Annotated in this window: 15 protein-coding genes; 5 read left to right on the top strand and 10 right to left on the bottom strand. The window is 56.0% G+C overall.

What is annotated here, in order from left to right; all coding sequences use genetic code 11:
* The first annotated feature begins 42 nt into the window (after positions 1-42).
* Both RB_RS14125 and RB_RS14130 read left to right on the top strand, forming a co-directional pair.
* The gene (locus RB_RS14125; RefSeq protein WP_007324147.1) at positions 43-474 is read left to right on the top strand and encodes a carboxypeptidase-like regulatory domain-containing protein; all 432 of its coding nucleotides are present in this window, start codon (positions 43-45) and stop codon (positions 472-474) included.
* Complete coding sequence (locus tag RB_RS14130; RefSeq protein ID WP_164922022.1) at positions 471-1,037, top strand: carboxypeptidase regulatory-like domain-containing protein; 567 nt, start codon at positions 471-473, stop codon at positions 1,035-1,037. The genes RB_RS14125 and RB_RS14130 overlap by 4 nt, the downstream gene beginning before the upstream one ends.
* A 114-nt stretch (positions 1,038-1,151) precedes the next feature.
* Here RB_RS14130 and RB_RS14135 read toward each other — a convergent pair whose 3' ends face one another.
* The 6 genes from RB_RS14135 to RB_RS14160 form a co-directional block, all read right to left on the bottom strand.
* On the bottom strand, positions 1,152-2,393 hold the full coding sequence (locus tag RB_RS14135) for a Glu/Leu/Phe/Val family dehydrogenase (RefSeq protein WP_007324149.1): 1,242 nt from the start codon (positions 2,391-2,393) through the stop codon (positions 1,152-1,154).
* 31 nt (positions 2,394-2,424) lie between these two features.
* Complete coding sequence (gene cysK, locus RB_RS14140) at positions 2,425-3,384, bottom strand: cysteine synthase A (protein WP_007324150.1); 960 nt, start codon at positions 3,382-3,384, stop codon at positions 2,425-2,427.
* Positions 3,366-4,379 carry a 2-oxoacid:ferredoxin oxidoreductase subunit beta gene (locus tag RB_RS14145; protein WP_007324151.1) on the bottom strand — a complete coding sequence of 338 codons (1,014 nt, stop codon included), beginning with the start codon at positions 4,377-4,379 and terminating at the stop codon, positions 3,366-3,368. The genes cysK and RB_RS14145 overlap by 19 nt, the downstream gene beginning before the upstream one ends.
* Before the next feature lie 73 nt (positions 4,380-4,452).
* Positions 4,453-6,336, bottom strand: a complete 1,884-nt coding sequence (locus tag RB_RS14150) for a 2-oxoacid:acceptor oxidoreductase subunit alpha (RefSeq protein WP_007324152.1) — start codon at positions 6,334-6,336, stop codon at positions 4,453-4,455.
* A 216-nt stretch (positions 6,337-6,552) separates the two neighbouring features.
* Complete coding sequence (locus RB_RS14155) at positions 6,553-8,061, bottom strand: hypothetical protein (protein ID WP_007324153.1); 1,509 nt, start codon at positions 8,059-8,061, stop codon at positions 6,553-6,555.
* A 90-nt stretch (positions 8,062-8,151) separates the two neighbouring features.
* Positions 8,152-8,751, bottom strand: coding sequence for a hypothetical protein (locus RB_RS14160; protein WP_011121172.1), 600 nt, complete (start codon positions 8,749-8,751; stop codon positions 8,152-8,154).
* Between the two features lie 172 nt (positions 8,752-8,923).
* Between RB_RS14160 and RB_RS14165 the strand changes: the two genes are divergently transcribed.
* Positions 8,924-10,594: an adenylate/guanylate cyclase domain-containing protein gene (locus RB_RS14165; protein ID WP_164922023.1), complete on the top strand. Its 1,671-nt coding sequence runs from the start codon at positions 8,924-8,926 to the stop codon at positions 10,592-10,594.
* A gap of 53 nt (positions 10,595-10,647) precedes the next feature.
* Positions 10,648-11,736 (top strand): lysylphosphatidylglycerol synthase transmembrane domain-containing protein, encoded by a 1,089-nt coding sequence (locus tag RB_RS14170; protein ID WP_011121174.1) that lies wholly within the window; start codon positions 10,648-10,650, stop codon positions 11,734-11,736.
* Here the strand turns inward: RB_RS14170 and RB_RS14175 are convergent.
* Positions 11,710-12,087 (bottom strand): diacylglycerol kinase, encoded by a 378-nt coding sequence (locus tag RB_RS14175; RefSeq protein WP_037225450.1) that lies wholly within the window; start codon positions 12,085-12,087, stop codon positions 11,710-11,712. The genes RB_RS14170 and RB_RS14175 overlap by 27 nt on opposite strands.
* Before the next feature lie 3 nt (positions 12,088-12,090).
* Positions 12,091-15,396, bottom strand: coding sequence for an organic solvent tolerance protein OstA (locus tag RB_RS14180; protein ID WP_164922024.1), 3,306 nt, complete (start codon positions 15,394-15,396; stop codon positions 12,091-12,093).
* 432 nt (positions 15,397-15,828) lie between these two features.
* Between RB_RS14180 and RB_RS14185 the strand changes: the two genes are divergently transcribed.
* Positions 15,829-17,136 (top strand): sulfatase-like hydrolase/transferase, encoded by a 1,308-nt coding sequence (locus RB_RS14185; protein WP_164922025.1) that lies wholly within the window; start codon positions 15,829-15,831, stop codon positions 17,134-17,136.
* Positions 17,137-17,261: 125 nt separating this feature from the next.
* Here RB_RS14185 and RB_RS14190 read toward each other — a convergent pair whose 3' ends face one another.
* Together RB_RS14190 and ruvB are read right to left on the bottom strand one after the other, a co-directional pair.
* Entirely contained in the window at positions 17,262-17,816 is a 555-nt protein-coding gene (locus tag RB_RS14190) for a PH domain-containing protein (RefSeq protein WP_164922026.1), read from the bottom strand.
* A gap of 139 nt (positions 17,817-17,955) precedes the next feature.
* Complete coding sequence (gene ruvB, locus RB_RS14195; RefSeq protein ID WP_007331968.1) at positions 17,956-19,056, bottom strand: Holliday junction branch migration DNA helicase RuvB; 1,101 nt, start codon at positions 19,054-19,056, stop codon at positions 17,956-17,958.
* Positions 19,057-19,107: the final 51 nt, after the last annotated feature.

The raw sequence follows: 19,107 nt of genomic DNA on the forward strand, positions 1-19,107 counted from the left end.
CTCAGCTCCAATCAAGATCTATTCAAGAAGGAATCTAATTTAATGAACGGGTTATCGAGACTTCTCACCGGAACGGCGACGCTTGCCGTACTCACTTTTATCACGGGATGCGGCCCCGAGCTGCCCCCCATCGGCGAAGTCACGGGGCTGGTTACCCAAGACGGAAAACCTGTTGAAGGTGTCGCACTTGAGTTTGTTCCTACCGAGGGTGGGCGACCATCCATGGCGGTGACGGACAGTGAGGGTCGCTACAGTGCGATGTTCACCGCCGACACCGACGGAGCTCTCGTCGGAAAACATTCCATTCGCTACGAGATCAACGGCCCAGCCGCTCCGATGCCGGCCAGCCCGGACGCTGAGTTCATCCCAACTTCCAAGAAGCCCGACATGGGCGGAAAAACAAAGATCGAACCAAGCGAAGTCGAAGTCGTCGACGGCAGCAACGAAATCAACTTTGAGTTTGTTGCTGGATGAGTCTTCTGCGAATTGCGATTGGATCGTGCCTGCTGATGACGATTGGTTGCGAACCGCAACCATCGTCAAAGCTGGGGCAAGTGACCGGCACAGTCTTTCATGACGGTGTGCCGGTCCCGAACATGGCAATCGAATTCCACCCAGTCTCCGGCGGGCGTCCATCGCTCGCCTTCACGAATGACAGTGGGCAATTCGAAGCGATCTATCTAGCCAATGTTCCTGGGGCGAAGATTGGCGCACACGACATTCGCTATGAACTGACACCAGGCAAATTGGCGGCTGATATCTCTCCGGCAGAAATGCTGGAGATTGAACGACCCAAGATTGCAAACGGAGCGATCCTCGACCTGACTCGCGTGACCGTGAAGCAAGGCAGCAATCACTTCGAATTCAAATTGATTCCGCCTCCCGAAGGAGAAATGCTTCCTGAAGAAGCGGGATACGAAGCTTCGGCACCGCCCGCGGATCCCGGTCCAGCAGTTGATGCCGACGAACCCGAAGTGATGCTTTTTGTTCAGCCAATCAAAGAAGACGCACCAGCAGACGAAGCCGCACCGGAATGAACGTTGAGGTCACTTCCGGCGTGCTTTGATCCAACATCGCTGATGTCAATCTCATAGGCAGCCAACCGGAACGTTTCGCGAAGCAACCTTCGCGAACGTTCGGTGCGGGCTCGATCAAGCCAAGCCGGCGAGTTCCGTTGCACGACGAACTCTTGAGATTCCGATCATGTAGGCGGCGGTTCGAAGTGACACTTCGTGCTGAGCCGCCATCTGCCAAACCTTTTCGAACGCTTCATTCATCGTGTGATCGAGTTCTTGACGCACACGATCCAGCGGCCATCGGTAGTGCTGCCGGTTTTGCACCCATTCGAAATAGCTGACCGTCACGCCGCCCGCGTTGGCGAGAATGTCCGGCAGAATCGTGACCCCACGATCGTGAAGTGCCGCGTCGGCATCTGGATCGACCGGACCGTTCGCTGCCTCAACAATGACTTTCGCGTTGATGTCTTGAGCATTCTTTTGCGTGATGACACCACCCAACGCGGCGGGAATCAACACCTCGACATGATCGAGTTTCAACAACGCATCAAGCGGCAAATGCTCGGCTCGCTCGAATCCTTCCAGCAATCCCTTTGGGTGCGCAAACTTGTGACGCAGCAACTCGGGGATGTTCAATCCGTCGGCGTTGTAATAGGTCCCGGTGATGTCCGAAACCGCGACGATCGGAAACTGGGCGTCATGCAAGAACTTGGCGGCATGTGAACCCACATTCCCAAAACCTTGAATGGCAACGCGAGTCTTTGATGCATCCATTCCCAAACGCTTGGTCAACTTCACTGTCAAAGTCCCGACCCCGCGACCGGTCGCTTCTTCACGGCCCTTGGCACCATATTCTTCGACGGGCTTTCCCGTGATGACGGCCGGATGAAAACCGTGGTACTTTTCCCATTGGTTCCGGAACCAGGCCATCACTTGGTGATCCGTACCCATGTCAGGTGCGGGAATGTCCGTATCAGGCCCCACGATGTCATGAATCTGATCGACAAACGCCCGAGTCAGTCGTTCGATCTCGGCCGACGACATCTTGCTGGGATCAATTCCAATGCCGCCTTTTGCTCCGCCATATGGCAAATCGACCACGGCGGTTTTCCAAGTCATCAAACTCGCCAATGCGCGAGTTTCATCCAGGTCGACTTCGGGGTGGAATCGCAATCCGCCCTTCATGGGGCCGCGACTGTGATCGTGCTGAACACGAAATCCGATGTAATTCGCGAGACGCCCGTCATCGAGACGGATGGTCACTTGGACCTGCACCTCACGCTGGGGCATCAACAAAGCTTCTCGAAGATCCGGATCAATCTCTAAACGATCCGCGGCTTGGTCAAAGAAAATCCGCGTGGCTTCGAAAGCTTTCATGTTGCCTACCAGTTATCAGACATAAACACCATTACAAACCTAGGTCACCAAACAGCGGCGTGCTGAGATAACGTTCACCTAAGCTGCACATCACGGTGACAATACGCTTGCCCTTCATCTCGGGTCGCGCAGCAATCTGAGCAGCCGCCCACATGTTTGCACCGCTGCTGATCCCCGCGACGATGCCTTCTTGCTTGGCAAGCTGACGCCCCCACTCGAACGCATCTTCGTCATCGACCTGAACGACGTCATCAATGATCGACGTGTCCAAATTTCCGGGAATGAAGCCTGCGCCAATTCCTTGAATGCGGTGTTTGCCAGGTGATCCGCCACTGATCACGGGCGAATGCTTTGGTTCGACCGCGAATGCTTTGAAGTCTGGGTTTTGTTTCTTCAAGTAGCGAGCCACACCAGTGATCGTTCCGCCCGTTCCAACGCCCGCCACGATCGCGTCGATCTTCCCGTCCGTGTCGGCCCAAATTTCAGGGCCGGTGGTCGCTTCGTGGATCGCAGGGTTAGATGGGTTCTCAAATTGCTGCGGCATGAACGAGTTGTCGGTTTGGTCGACCAACTCTTGAGCCGTTGTGATTGCCCCCTTCATCCCGTCACCAGCAGGCGTCAACACCAAGTTGGCCCCCATCGCTCGAAGCAACGCACGGCGTTCGACCGACATCGATTCAGGCATCGTGAGCGTCAGCTTGTAGCCTTTCGCGGCACAAACAAACGCGAGAGCAATTCCGGTGTTGCCACTGGTGGGTTCGATGATGTGCGTATCGGGGTTGATGCTTCCATCGCGTTCCCCAGCTTCGATCATCGCAACGCCGATACGGTCTTTCACGCTATTGAGCGGCTGAAAGAACTCGCACTTGGCGAAGACAGTCGCATCACCCGAAGGCACCAAGCGATTGATCTGCACCATCGGCGTGTCACCGATCGCGCGGGCAATGTTGTCGAAAGTTTTTCCTCGAGACATCAGGCTGTAACCTCCCATGTATCGCCGCTACGGAACAGCTTAGACAGATCGCCTTCGCCGCGTGCCGCTTTGGCTTGCGTGACTTGCTCGTTGATTTGATCGTTGTACGTTGCCACTCCAGCAACACTACGCAGAACACCGATTGGCTCTGGCATGTCGGGGTAACGCATCCGTGCCAACATCATTTGGATCGAAGGATTCGGATCATGTGCGTCATGAATCAACAAATCATCGGCTGGGACATCGGCGGTGTTGACGACTTCGAGATGGCTGCCGACCAAACGAATCCCCTTGTCACGTTCGGCACCAAAGATCAACGGCTTGCCGTGTTCCAACTCGATCACATTGTCCGCACGCTGTTTACGTTCTTGTGCGTAAGCCATCGCCCCATCGTTGAACACGTTGCAGTTTTGATAAACCTCAACGAGTGATGTTCCTTTATGCTCGGCAGCCGCCTTGAGCGTTTTGCCCAAGTGCTGAACGTGTGCATCGATGCTGCGTGCGACAAACGTCGCTTCGGCGGCCAATGCCACTGACAGTGGACTTAGCGGGTGATCGATCGCACCCATCGGCGTGCTCTTGGTGACCTGACCTTCGGTGCTGGTTGGGCTGTACTGCCCCTTTGTCAGACCATAAATCCGGTTGTTGAACAGAACGATGTTGACGTCGAGGTTACGGCGCAAGCAGTGGATGAAGTGGTTGCCACCGATGGACAACGCGTCGCCATCGCCGGTGATGACCCACACCATCAAATCGGGGCGGGTCGACTTCAACCCGGTCGCGAATGTTGGTGCACGACCGTGGATGCTGTGCATTCCATAAGTGTTCATGTAATACGGGAATCGGCTGCTGCAACCGATGCCGCTGACGAACACTGTCTTCTCGCGAGGCACACCAAGATCCGGCAGGATCTTTTTCATCTGAGCGAGAATCGAATAGTCACCGCAACCTGGGCACCAGCGAACGTCTTGATCGGAGGCGAAGTCAGCGGCCTTGAGGACAGGAAGATTCATAGGATTGAATGATTGTGTGGGGATGATTTTGGCAAAGTTGAACGACAACGAAAGCGAACAGATTGGCGAACGCCTAACCCGCTTTGCTTTGCGAATGCGTCGAAGTGTGTTTGCTGATGGCTTCCACCAATTCGGAAACAGCAAACGGTTTGCCTTGGATTTTGTTGATCCCAATGCAGTCCACGAGATACTCGGCACGAAGCAGCATTCGCAGTTGGCCCGAGTTCAGTTCCGGCACGACGACCGTTTTGAACGACTTCAGCAAAGTGCCGATGTTGCGTGGCAACGGATTGACGTAACGAATGTGGGCATGGGACACCGAATGACCGGCTTGGCGACAACGATTGACCGCCGTGTGGCATGCGCCATACGTTCCGCCCCACGACACCACCAAGACATCGCCCGACGTTTCGCCGTTGACGTCTTGCTCTGGAATCCGTTCGGCAATCTTCGCGACCTTGGCCGCGCGAGTATCACACATGTGTTGGTGGTTGGCGGGATCGTATGACACGTTGCCCGTGCCGTCCTCTTTTTCCAGTCCACCAACGCGGTGCATCAACTCAGGCGTTCCCGGAATCGCCCAAGGACGTGCCAAGTTCTCGTTGCGAGCGTATGGCAAGAATGGGCCGTCGCCGGTGTGCTCTTCCGGATGACTGCAACTGATCGTTGGCAACTCATCCATGTCCGGAATCTTCCAAGGCTCGCTGCCGTTGGCAATGTAGCCATCCGACAACAGCATCACGGGAACCATGCATTCCGTCGCGATACGCCATGCTTCCACGGCCATTGCGAAACAATCGCCAGGCGAACGTGGTGCCAGGACTGGCATTGGAGCTTCTCCGTTGCGGCCGAACATGACTTGCAACAAATCGCTCTGTTCGGTCTTGGTCGGCAATCCGGTGCTGGGTCCACCGCGTTGAACGTTGATCACGATCATTGGCAATTCCAACATCACGCCCAATCCCATCGCTTCACCCTTCAAAGCGATGCCAGGACCACTGCTGGCGGTAACCGCCATCGTGCCGCCAAATGCCGCCCCGATGGTTGCTCCGATCGCGGCGATTTCGTCTTCGGCTTGGAATGTGCGAACGCCAAAGTTCTTGAACTTGGTCAGCTCGTGCAAAATGTCCGAGGCGGGCGTGATGGGATACGTTCCGTAGAACATCTCTTTGTTGCTGATCTTTGATGCAGCAATCAATCCCCACGCCAGGGCTTGGTTGCCCATGATGTTGCGATAAGTGCCCGGTTCCAATTCCGCGGCTTCGACTTGATAGCTTTCGCTGAACTCTTCCGTCGTTTCGCCATACGCCCAACCGGCACGAAGCGCCGCAACGTTGGCCGCGGCAACGTCTGGCTTCTTACCAAATTTGGCTTCGATGAAACGAAGCGTTGGATCGAGCGATCGACCAAACAACCAGTACACCAATCCCATTGCGAAGAAGTTCTTGCAGCGATCGGCGATCTTGGTCGAAAGACCGTGCTCCGCGACGGCCGCGCGAGTCAGTTTGGTCATCGCGACCTTCACGACTCGATAGGACTGGTCAATCACGTCGGCTTCGAGCGGATTGCTCTCGACCTTGGCGAGCTTGTATTCCTTCTCGTTGAATCCATCTTCGTTGGCGATCAGGATTCCGCCTTTGCGAAGGTCGCCAATGTTGGTGACCATAGCCGCGGGGTTCATCACCACCAACGCGTCCAGGGTGTCGCCGGGCGTGAAGATCGCCTCGCTCGCGAATTGAACCTGGAACCCAGAAACCCCAGCCCGGGTGCCGCGTGGGGCACGAATTTCAGCGGGGAAATCGGGGAATGTAGCCACGTCGTTGCCTGCCAACGCCGAAGTGTTGGTCAACTGCGTGCCCAAAAGCTGCATTCCGTCGCCCGAGTCACCGCACAAGCGAACAGTGATCCCCGGTACGGATTCGATTTTTTTATTGGTCGTCGGCGTAGAAGTGGTCATGGATGCGAAATCGCCCTTTCGGGACGTTCAAGCGGGTCGACCCAGCCTGCCTTAAGGGCAGTTGAAAGCTCGGTCGAATCGAAAAGAGGTTGAGAATTTGCCGGTAAGCAACCGCACGGGCGAGAGAGCCAGCAAAAAGTGGTGGACTTTAGGGATTGTATCGATCAATCCGGTTAGGAAACTGACCCGAATTCTAACTTTTTTCCCATTCCAGCGTCATACCCGTTCCATCTCGCGAACGTAAACCGCCAAGGAAGTTTCGAACGTGGATGCGTCGATCTTGTACTTCGGGGCCGCATCAGTGAATTGATTGCAGTGTTCCACCAACACCCGGTACAGAAATCGGAACAAATGCCGGGGCACTCGCAACGACTCAAACGCCGTCAACATCCGCTCATACGACAACGAATCGTCGAACAATTCCTTGGGATCGGGATGCTTGCCCTCCGCTGCACAGGCATTCATCCGTGAACGCGTCAGGTCGTACAGCGATTCACCTGTCCAAGAGAAAGCGGGAATGACGTTCTGCTTATCCAACCTCGCTCGCTCATGAAACTCACGCGTTTCGCGTTCAGTGTCGCGGTAGAGCTCTTCGGGCAACATCAACTTGAACCCCAATCCGGGGTGCTTCAGCAATTTGTTATCCAGCAAAGGCCAAACAAAACGGCGCATCAGCTCGGGCTTTCCACCCGTCATGTGAGGCTCATCGACCCGGTCCATCAAAACGATCACCCCGTCAAATCCCAATCGCCCCAGCAGCGATTGAAACTTCCGAAGCAACTCGTAGCGGTCGTCGGTTCGGTCATAACGAGGCAGTGGCTGGCTGGCGAGTTCCTTTGCCGGGAACTGCATCAACACCTTGCGAACCGAAGACGTCTCTCGTTTGCCTACCCGCATGTGGCGGTGGATTCCCATCGCGGCGAACTGATTGCGGCACCACCGAATCAGATACGGCAGTTTGCCAAAAAAGCACAGCACTGGGATGAACCAGAGCAAATTCCAGGTCCGCACGCCCTCTTCATCTGCGGAGTTCCAAAACAGCCAACCGAAAACGCCCACCACCAACACACACCAAACAATTGCAAACCAGAAATCCAGTGATGCGGTCCAGTTTGCGTACCCCAGCCGTTTGCGTAATTGCTCAAATCGGCCTGAAAACGTCGATGAGGTCGACTGATCGTAGGAAGCCGCCAGCAGCAACAAATCACGAGCGTCGTTGCGATCGAGCTTGGAAAGTTTGGCCGTGTCGATTCGATTGCCATTGTCAGCTTTTGGACGATGCGAATCGCTTTCCAGCAACACCTGATCGACCAGTTCGGTCACGCCTAGACACAAGATCGCATCCATGTGATCCCACAAGCGCCACGCATCGAGAGCTTTCTCAGGCTTACGAGATGCACGACGCCCCAATCGTTCACAGAAGTGATCCAGGAACGGATTGAAGTCGTCATATCGAATGATGTAGACGCGGCCGTCCGGGTTCTGGGCGTTGAAATGCACCAAATGCCGATCGACCTGCAATCGCATCGCGGTTTTACCGCTGCCCTTGGGCCCAAAGATGATCGCCGTCGCGGGCTCGGTTGGGTCCCCATACACCTTGTCCCAAGCAGGGTGGTACGCATTCTGAATGCAGTGCTGCTTGAACACAGGGTCGGTCTGCGCATCCTCCTCCGCGAACGGGTTGCGAGCAATGCCGTGATGTTCCAAAAAACTTTGCGTGTTCAAAGGATCAATGTCCGAAAGGAACGACCAAAAGAGCCGGGGTGTTTCAAAAGTGTCGCTGCGATCAAGAACGACACGTCAAGTCAAACGTTTTCACTCGTCAATCGAAGTGATCATTTCCTTGAAATGATCGCGGTTCGATTCGATCAAAGCGATGGGGCCATACATCTTCACGAAGAACTTGCGACTGTCTGGGTGCACCAAGATCGCCCCCATCATCTTGTAATTTTCGCGTTGGACCTTTCGTCCGCCAGAGAACGGTCCGCCGCCCATGGTTTCGGTGAAGGTGCCCGAGACTTCGATCACGTGCGTTTCCCAATCACCTTCCTTCTTCACTTCGGTCTCAGCGACTTTCTTGTTCGAGCCGCTGAATTGATTCTTCCATCGATCCAGGTTGGTTTTCACGTCTCCGCCCGCTGCCATCATCGTGATGCGAGCTGACGGTGCATCGTCGCCTTCACCGTCTTTGACCGCGAATTCGTGCTCGATGATCCGGCTGCGAGGGGTCGTTTTCTTAAACGATTCGGGCACTTCCAATGATCCCGCACCAAAGACATCCACCGTGACAGGCTTCGCCGTGGCGGCGTCTTGAGCTTGAACGTTGGTTTGACATGCGACGGCGACGAACAGGAACGCTGGCAGGGCCAAACTGACGACACAATGATTGAGAACACACCGATTCAAAACGGACATGGAGCACCTCGTGGAAGGACGAATGAGAGGAAATCGATTGGATTCGATCTCAGGATATCCACCATAGCAATTCATGCACCCAATTATGAGGGGCTGGCAAAGAAACGCTACACTGCCGACGTCCACCAGCAACCTGCCCAGATTGCCCGTCCATTTCGCGTTGAAACGCCCGATGTCGCCACCACCCGCCGAATCGACTCGCCGCTGGACCTGGGCTCAACGTCACGCGATGTTCCTCGTCGGGGTCTCGCCGATCGTCGCGAATGTGATCGGCAGCGTCTTCAACATTCTTTACAACCAAACGCAGATCCAGCCGCTGCTGTCGCCGGCACAAATGGACCGTTTCCATGCCTGCTGGCAGGTTTTCAACCTCTTCGTTTATCCGGTGGCGATCGCCTGCTACGTCGTTCCACTCTGGCAGTTGCGCCGAGTCCACCGGGCACTTTTGGATCATCAACCGGTCGATTCTGAAACCCTTGCCGCAGCACGTCGACGAGTGATCCATTTGCCGTGGTGGTTTCTGTTGGTCGCCGCGATCGGGTGGTTGTCCTGCATTCCGATTTTCCCCCTGGCCATCGCGTCCGCGGGCGAGCCGCTGTCCGGGGTGGTCGTTTGGCACTTGATCACCTCGTTTGTGATCGCGTCCCTGATCGCGGTGACACAGAGTTTTTTCGCCGTCGAGCTCACCGCACAAGCCACACTATTTCCCGTCTTCTTCCAAGACAGCAACCCAGCCAACGTTCCTGGTGCGGTTCCGCTCAGCATTCGGGCCCGCGGAATCCTGTGGGCTTTTTCCGCGGTTGTTTGCCCCGTGATCTCGTTGGTGATGCTATTGATCGTGCCCGACGCAGCCAACTTGTCACCAATGTTCGGCGTCACCGTAGGTATTGTCGCGATCGCATTCGGGTTAATCACCAGTTGGATGCTCGGGCGGTGGGTTACCGCGCCGGTGATGCAGTTGCAACGCGCGGCATCCAGTGTCGCGCGAGGCAACCTCGACGTACGGGTGAAGCTTCTTCGCAGCGACGACTTCGGGCACCTGATCGAGCGATTCAACCGGATGGTCGACGGCCTGCAGCATCGCCAGAAGCTTCAGGAAACCTTCGGTCGTCACGTCGGTCGCGAAGCCGCCAAACAGATCATGAATCAAAGTGATGGTCTCAACGGCAGTGAACAAGTCATCTCGGTGATGTTCGTCGACGTCCGCAACTTCACCCGCCAATCATCCAAGCTCTCGCCGACACAAGTCGTCCAGGCACTCAACGTGTTTTTTCAAGAAGCGGTGGAAGTCGTCGAATCTCATGGCGGCATGGTGAACAAGTTTTTGGGCGATGGTTTCATGGCGATCTTTGGCGTCGGTGGCAGTGCCGTCGACCACGGCGTCAAAGCGGTCGCGGCGGGCCAAGAACTGGCGGCGTCGATGGCAAACAAGAAAACCATGATGCGAGAAGCCGGCTGGGAAGATTTCGCAATTGGAATTGGAATCAACACCGGGCCGGCGGTGGTGGGCTGCATCGGTTCCCCCAAACGCCAGGAATACACCGCGATTGGCGACACGGTGAACATCGCCTCTCGAGTCGAATCGCTGACCAAGCCGCTGGGTCATTCTCTCCTGATCACACAGTGCACAAGAGCAACCTTGCCGGAATCCTTTCCCGCCACCGCGTTGCCCGAGCAAATGGTCAAAGGCAAGACAACCGCGCTGGCGGTCTTTGCAATCCCCGATCTCTCCGAAGCGACAAATGAAACCGACCAGTCCGATCAAGTCGACGACAGGCCTCATTCAACCTCGAAGACAGCGATCTCCGACAAAGATTTGCTGAACACTCCTGGGCAATCCTGAAACAAGAACGCATCGCCTATCCGAAGCGTTCACCTCGAATTATTCTTGCCAGCATGCCCGAACACTTCCAACGCTACGCGATCATCCTGGTCAAATTCGCGGTTCCAGTCGCGATCATCTGGTTTCTGCTAAGCCGCATTGAGCCCGCTCAGTGGGATGACCTGACCGCCCGATCCATCAACATGCCCTTGCTGGTCGGTGCGCTCGCCGTTGCGACTTGCGCCTTGCTGGTTTCGTTTGTTCGGTGGTGGGTTTTGGTTCGCTGCCAAGGCATCCCGCTCAGCCTTTTGGAAGCGATGCGTTTGAGTTCGATTTGCTTTTTGCTGAGCTTTGTCTCGGCCGGCAGTGTGGGCGGCGACCTTTTCAAAGCCGTTTTCCTAGCCAGACGATCGCCGGGCAAACGCATCGCCGCCGTCGCCTCCGTGGTCGTCGACCGTGGCGCAGGTTTATACGGATTGCTGTTGCTCGTCTCCGGTGGACTGCTGATTCATCAGTCCCAAGACCCGTTTGAATTCAATGGCATCACCATCGATGACATCAAGGTCATCACCATCGCGTTGCTTTCGGTCGGTTCCGCCATCCTGGCAGTGCTGGTTTTCGGCGGCAAGTTCGTCGACACGTTGCTACAACGGGGCGAGAAGCTTCCCGTGGTCGGTTCGCTGATCAAACACGTCGGTCCGCCGCTGCGGATGTTCCACCATCACCCCTGGGCGTTCGCATCGTCGCTCGTGATGAGTGTCGTCGTGCAAGGACTGCTGGTCATCAGCATGTATCTGATCGCGGTCTCGATGTATGACTTGCCGCCAACTTTGGCCGAACACTTCGTCATCGTTCCCATCGGCATGCTGATGTCGGCATTGCCGCTGACTCCCGCCGGTGTCGGTGTTTTGGAAGTGACCATCGAAACGCTGTATCACATTGTTCCTGCGAGAACGACAGACGCGTCAGGCACCTTGGTCGCCTTGGCGTTTGAACTGGTCAAAGTCGTGATGGCGATCATCGGCACGATCTTTTACTGGACGGCCGGACGAGAAGTTCAAGAGAGCCTCGAGGAAGCAAGCACCACCGAGTCAAGCACTGGCGAGTCTGCCGTGGATGACTCAAACACGGACGATTCAAACGCCGAACAGGCGACCGTATAGCGGCGGCAACAACACGATCAATCCGACCACCGCAGCAGCCAGGCTCATCACCAAAACAGCGCCCGCGGCGACATCGAGTGCTTGTCCGATTCGTGGGTGATGCTGCGGGTGCAAAACCGAGACCAGCAACTCAATGGACGAGTTGAGCAACTCCGCCGTCAGCACGCCGCCGATCGCAAGGATCAAAACCGCCCATTGGATCGGTTCCAAATTCAACCAAGCAGCAATGGCGATCACCGCCGCTGTGATTGGCAAATGAACCCAGAAGCTGCTTTGTCCACCAAACGCGAACCAGACCCCGAGCGTGGCACAACGAAACTTCGCGGCCCAAGATCCCGGCTTCGGCCCCATCACTCACTCCAGCCCTTCGACGCCAGGCGGCGGAATCAACTGACCGCCCAAGCGACCGAGCCGGGTTGATGGCAAAAAGCGTGGTTCAACCATGAAACCAATGCTCGTGTTGTCGCGTCCCGCGTCCACGTTGGCGGCCAATTGAACCAAGAAAGATTCGCCGACACGGGTCAAACCGAGCGTCTGTCCGACGTTCCCGGTCTCACCAAAGTCATACACGTTTCCGGCCGAAACGATCCATTTGTGATTCAAACGGTAATCCAAACTGGTTCGCAGAACCGTGCTGCTAATCGGACCTTCCATCGACAGCACGCCAACATACAAATCCCCCAGACCAGGTCGACTGGTGCGGAACCCGGCACTGATCGAACGCAAGCCATTGTCGAAGAAGTCGATGTAGCCATCGCTTAGCAACGTGAAGCGATCGCCAATGTTGTACTGAGCGTCAAACATCGTTGGGCCAAGTGTCTCGCCAAAGTTGTCGCGGTCTTCCTTGGGATACAAAATCGTTTCCATGTCGAACCGGAACAGATCGACAATCCGCTCGCGTCCTGGCAACCCGCGTTTTGTTTGGAAACGATGCTTCATTCCCAAACGCAATTGCTGCAGGTCGTCGGCAACCGTGTCGCTGGGACTGGTCACATTGCGTTGGATCCCCTGACGGAACGCATAGTTTCTTGGGTCAAATTCCGGCGGCAGGGTGCCCCCGAACAGGGTCCCCGTGAACACGCGTCGAAACTCTTCCTGAGCGTTGTCATCCAGCGGATCGTAGTAGGGCAGCTCATCGATGTCCGTGTCGCTGTCAGCATAGAAATACTCTGCCGACCAATCGATTTTGTGAGCCAATCCGCGAATATTCAGTAGTGAACTTTGGATCGTTGGATCGACTCGCGACATGGGCAGGTTCAAACGCAGACCGCCGCCGCCCCACAACCGTGTCACGTCGTCGCCGTTGGCCCCTTCGCCGTAGTGTGCCGCTTCACCAATCGCAAACGGAATCACTTTGACCGGACCAGCGTCGATCGGTGCCGAGATTTCCTGCCGTGTTCGTGTCACCACACCTTCGCGGTCCAGTTCACCCGGCAGCGTGTACGTGCCCGCCGCAATCACTGGGTCCTCGGCAACATCAGCGACTTGCAAATGCTTGTATCCGATCTCATTGTGCATCGACCACGTCAGCGTGTCCGCGAAAATCGATCCACCCAAAGCGTAATGCTCGATCGTGGGCAGTTCTTCGGTTTCCATGAAGAAATCGTTGACCTGGAAGTTGGCCGCGATGTCCAACATCTGCGAACCGGCGTACTTGCGGAATCGCAATCCAGTCCGATGATCAGCGTCCTGATCCCACTCGGATTCGAAGTACTGCTCCAGGAAGTTGCGATCGCTCAAATAGCCCACCTCGGCGATGAATTCCCAATCGCCGGGCAGGTGATGTCGATGCTGCAACGTCGCTCGTCCTCGGTAGGTTTCTTCGGGTTGCAAATCGCGACGACCTTGTCCCAGGACATCCAACCCGTCGTCCTTGATGATGTAGCTGTCGTAAGTTCCTGATGCCGGTCCGCCGAATCCAAACAAACTCGGCAACGCGTAAGTCGTTCGAGTCCCCACGGCGGGACCGCGTTCGCTCAAGTAATCAGTGAGCAAAATCGTTTCGACGCCGTCGGGCGGATTGGTAAATCCAAGCAGTTGAAACAAATCCCATTCCAACAGCACCTGTGAGCCAAAGATGTCGTCGTTCCGTACATCCGCACCGGTCAAATAAAACGTCGGTTTTCGAAGCGGCGTCGTGAACCTTGGCCAAGCCAGCACGGGCACACCGCCCAGATAGACGAAGTTGCCGCCGCTGGTGATGATCGGTTCACTGTCCGCAATCGGTTGTCCCGTGATCGGATCCGCACGCACGGTGGATCGCTGGGTCAGTTCCAAACGATTGCTTTGCAACCAATAACGAGGAACGCCCATTCGGCTGCTGGTGACTGCCGCGTCGATGGCGGTGAAGTTGCCGCGATTGATCTGCTGCATCACCTCCGCTTTCAATCGCACCGTACCCGCGTATTCGGGAATCGTTGTGATCGTCTCCGCATCCAACACCATGCCGACTTCTCGAGTGACGTTGTAGTACATCGATTCGGCATAGATGACCCTGTCGCCTTGTTGAAACACGATGTCGCCTTCGAGATAAATCTCGCCATCGTTGGATTTGAAATCTTGGAGCCCCTGAAAGACATCACTCAATCGAGGCATCCAAGCGACGATCCGGTTGGCCGACAATGACACCGTGCCAAGTGGCATGATTTCGCCGCTGGGCAAACGAGCCGAAACGTCTTGGACGGTCACGGTGATCCCGCCACGACCAATCGCTACCGATTCGTTTGTTCCGGGACGATTGATGTATTGCAGATCCGCGGGTGTATTCGAACCGCGTGAAGTGATGCTGATCGCTCTCGTTCCACCTGCGACGATAAACGGCGATCCCCCGATACCTGTGATGCTTGGCATCGTGGTCACAGAAGGGGACGTCTCCATCACTGGAGGCTGAAAGCTTTGAACCGGAGGTGGCTGGTTGGAAACCACGGGCGGATCGAGCACCAAGCCGCCGGACGGCAAATTGGATTCGCCCATCACCGGTTCGAGATACTGAACGGGTTGGATGTACTGAGAATCTGGCGAGGGCGATCCTGAACCGAGTTGGCTGGGCTGTGCGAGTTGGCTGGGTGTATCCGGACGGATGCCCATTTTTGCCCACCAAGCCGGTGAAATTTCGGCGCGTCCGCGATACTGTTCGGCTCTGACGATCGGCACCGACTCCAACTTGACGGTCCGCACGATTGGCTGAGTGGTTGTTTGGCCCGGCCCCAACGTCACGCGATCCATCAATAGGCTGGCCGTCAATTCTTTTTGCTTGCCGGACAACGCGACGAAGATGGAAGCGGCCTCGTATCGCTTGCCTTCGAATTTCAATTCCACGTTGCCGCGCACCAGCGTGAATTCTCGGTCACCTTGATGCCAACGATTCACAACATCACCGGACAACTGCAACGTCTGTGAAACATCGGTGACTTCGTACACCGAAGGTTCCACAGATTGTTGGGCTGACGCCGGCGAAAGACTCAACAACACGCAAATCACCGCACCAATCCAAGCGGTGAGAGCCGTCCGGTCCAGTCGACATGGCGCAGCAGCCAACCTCGCCACCGGTGAATGTGTTTCACGCGAAGGACGAGGCAATGTGTCGAAAGGTTGGAACCGATCAGCCAAGCGGGTATCAGCTCGAGCGGGAAATGCGGGAGGAACGACTTCACAGACCAACGCAAAACGAATTGCGCGATCCTGCCGCGACCCTACGAAAGCCGATTGCCCACACACAAGCCAAATTCAGTTGGATTTCGCCCAACCCATCTCGCGTCAACCATTTGCGTGCTCGCTCCTGATGCGGATGCTTTGTCCCAAGCATGCACGGCACGCCAAACGTCCCCATCCCACGAACGCCCGATGCGTCGCGGTCACTTCGTTTAAGATGCGTCGATCTACCCCACTTGGCACACCACAAGTTGCCGCGTCCCCGCCTTCCTCCTAGCCCGCCCAATTGCCATGCCAAGCAAACCTACCCATCTTCAAACATCACCGCCCCGGTCGCCCCACCGCTTTTGGTGCACTGTTCTACTGCTCATCACTCCGACACTGACTTTCGGTCAGCTCGCTGGCGAAACACACGCTCAGACCCTTCGTCCGAACGTCGTTATGTTGCTGGCCGATGACCTGGGGTATCGCGATGTGGGCTGTTACGGCGGTCCCGTCGAGACACCGACGATTGATCAATTGGCTGCCGGCGGCACCCGCTTTCAACAGTTCTATTCGGGTTGCGCGGTTTGTTCACCTTCGCGTGCCACGCTGATGACCGGTCGCCATCACATTCGTGCTGGTGTTTACAGCTGGATCCAGGACGAGTCTCAAAACTCGCACCTGCGTTTGCGAGAAGTCACGCTGGCGGAAGTCCTTCGGGACGCCGGATACGCGACCGCACACGTTGGCAAATGGCACTTAGGACTGCCGACGGAAGAACGCGACAAACCGACTCCCGATCAACATGGGTTCGACCATTGGTTTGCCACATGGAACAATGCTCAACCCAGCCACCGCAACCCGGACAACTTCATTCGCAATGGTGAACCGGTCGGTCAACTCGAAGGCTACTCCTGCCAACTCGTTGCGGATGAAGCCATCCGATGGATGGACCGCCATCGTGAATCGGATCCCGACCAGCCGTTCTTTTTGAATGTTTGGTTTCACGAACCGCACGCACCAATCGCGGCACCCGATGAGGTCACGCAAAAATACGGGAAGTTGAGCGACAAAGGTGCGGTCTATTCCGGCACCATCGACAACACCGACCAAGCAATCAAACGGCTGCTCGCAAAATTGGATGCGTTGGGTGTTCGCGAAAACACACTGATCGTCTACGCATCGGACAATGGCAGTTATCGAACCGATCGTGTCGGCAAGCTCCGCGGACGAAAGGGAGCCAACTGGGAAGGCGGAATTCGCGTGCCAGGAATTTTCCACTGGCCCGGTCACATCCCCGCGGGAGTTGTCTCGAACGAGCCGGCCGGTTTGGTCGATGTGCTGCCCACGATCTGCGGGTTGCTGAAAATCTCACCACCCCAGGTTCACTTGGACGGCAGCGACCTAACGCCGCTTTTGACCGGGCACGCCGATTCCTTCGAGCGTCATCAACCTTTGTTCTGGCATCTGCAACGCTCACAACCCATCGTTGCGATGCGAGATGGCGACTATTCGCTCGTTGGCTTTCGCGATTACGAGATGTCGAACAAAAACCTGTTCGAAGAAAAATGGATCCCTGCGATCAAGAATGGCACGTATCACAACTTCGAGTTGTACAACTTGAAAGATGATCCCGGCCAAACAAAGAATCTGGCCGCGGAACAACCCGAGCGGGTTGAAGCGATGAAGCAACGCATGCTTCAAATCAACGCCGGCATCATGAAAGACGCAATGGACTGGCACCTCGGCCCAGACGATCAGAATTAAACCCGCAGCTCGTCGTCCAAAACCTGCAGCTCGGTGGTCCCCCACTGAGACGATCATGGTTTCTGCAACAAACTCTCGGTGGGGACCACCGAGCTACAGGTTGGCGATCGCTTACAGATACCGAACTACAGCGACGTTGAGCGAGCTTCGATCCGTTTCAGGATGTCGCGGATCTCGATCAATGTCGTTTGAACGTTGGCTTCCTGTGGCAGCTCGGGCTGGGTGGTAGCAGTCAAACGTGCGGGCTCGCCTCCGGCGACCATGTCGCGTTGCTTCAACACCGCATCGCGAAAAGCTCGACCGTTTCGGATGCCAGTGAGACGGACTAAAGAGCCCGGTCCAGACTGGCCCGCCGTCTCCACGCTGACGGCTTCCAGCTCCAGTGCCCGCATGATCGGTCCTTGAACCAAACCCAAGTCCGTGATCCGGTCCAAGGGCACCGTCTTCTCTTGCCGCACCAAAACACCACGACTGACTTTCAGCGTTCGCTCGGTCAGCGTGCAACGGTGGCTCTTCAAATACAAACCCGACACATACCAAGCAATCGGTGCGATCAATGGCAGCAGTGGGATTAGAAAGATCGTCAGCAACGAGGTCAAAACGGCGCTGATCAACCAATACACTTTGACTTTGGGATTGAACTCCGCTTCCCAAAGAACGGTTTCGTCGGTGTCATTCATCGTTGCTGTCAAAAATTGAAAGGGGCCGGTGTGATCTCAAACCTTCTTCGTTGGATCAGCCCCCATCTTGGCAATCTCTCGCAAAATCACCGAGAATTCGCTGAGTTTCCTTGTTCTCAGACCATGAGATCATTCGACGCTAAGAAAGCGGCCGATCCGGCATTTGCCGCTTCATGTGCTCAAACGCTTTCGGAGTTGCCAGGCGTCCTCGCCGGGTTCGAACCAACAACTCGCTTCTCAGCAGAAACGGCTCGACTTCGTCTTCGAGCGTGTCCGAGCTGACGTTCATCGTGTGAGCGATCGCGTCCAACCCGGCTGGGCCGCCAAGAAAAACTCGCATCAGGGTGTCCAAGTAATTGCGATCTTGTTTGTCGAGCCCCAGATGATCGATCCCGATCATATCCAACGCGGCTTCGCAGACACTCGCTTCCACATTGCCTTTCGTTTTGCTTTGGGCGTAGTCGCGGACCCAAAGCAATCGGTTGTTGGCCAATCGAGGTGTGCTGCGACTTCGATCCGCAATGACTCCGGCCGATGTTGGGTCCACTTCAATGTTCAGCTTCTTCGAGTTGCGAAGCACGATCTCCGCCAACTCTTTCCGCGTGTACCACCCCAAGTGCTCGCGGATTTGGAATCGATCTCGCAGCGGAGCGGTCAACATCCCCGCTCGCGTGGTCGCACCGATCAACGTGAATGGTTCCAAACTCAAATTCAACGTTCGCGCGTTGACGCCTTCCCCCAGCACGATGTCGATTCGAAAATCCTCCATCGCCGTGTACAGGTACTCTTCGATCGCCCTCGGGACCCGGTGAATCTCGTCGATGAACAACACCGATCCTCGCGAGACGTTCGTCAGGTACGGCAGCAGATCCCGTGGTGCTTTCAACCCGGCACCGTTGGCCATTTGAACGGTCGTTTTCATTTCCGAAGGAATGACCGTCGCAAACGTGGTTTTTCCTAGTCCGGGCGGTCCATCGAACAGAATATGCCCCAGAGGTTCGCCACGCACTTGAGCTGCGTCGATCGCGATTCGCAACCGCTCGATCACATCCTGCTGACCGACCATTTCCGCCATGCGCTGTGGGCGCAGGGTCACATCCGGATCAGGACCGCGATCGGGCTCATCGCCACCATCCGCGGCGTTTTTTCCATGCGGAGGACCGTCTTCCGGCGGATCCCCGCCAGGGTCTGGATTCGATTGTTGGTAAATTGCTTCGCGAGCCATCAGGCGATCAATCAAACGGTTTCAGGCAATGAAATGTGTCCGGAACGTCTCCAATCCGCCCGGAAA

It is taken from the genome of Rhodopirellula baltica SH 1 (assembly GCF_000196115.1).
In the GTDB taxonomy this organism is placed as follows: Bacteria; Planctomycetota; Planctomycetia; order Pirellulales; family Pirellulaceae; genus Rhodopirellula; species Rhodopirellula baltica.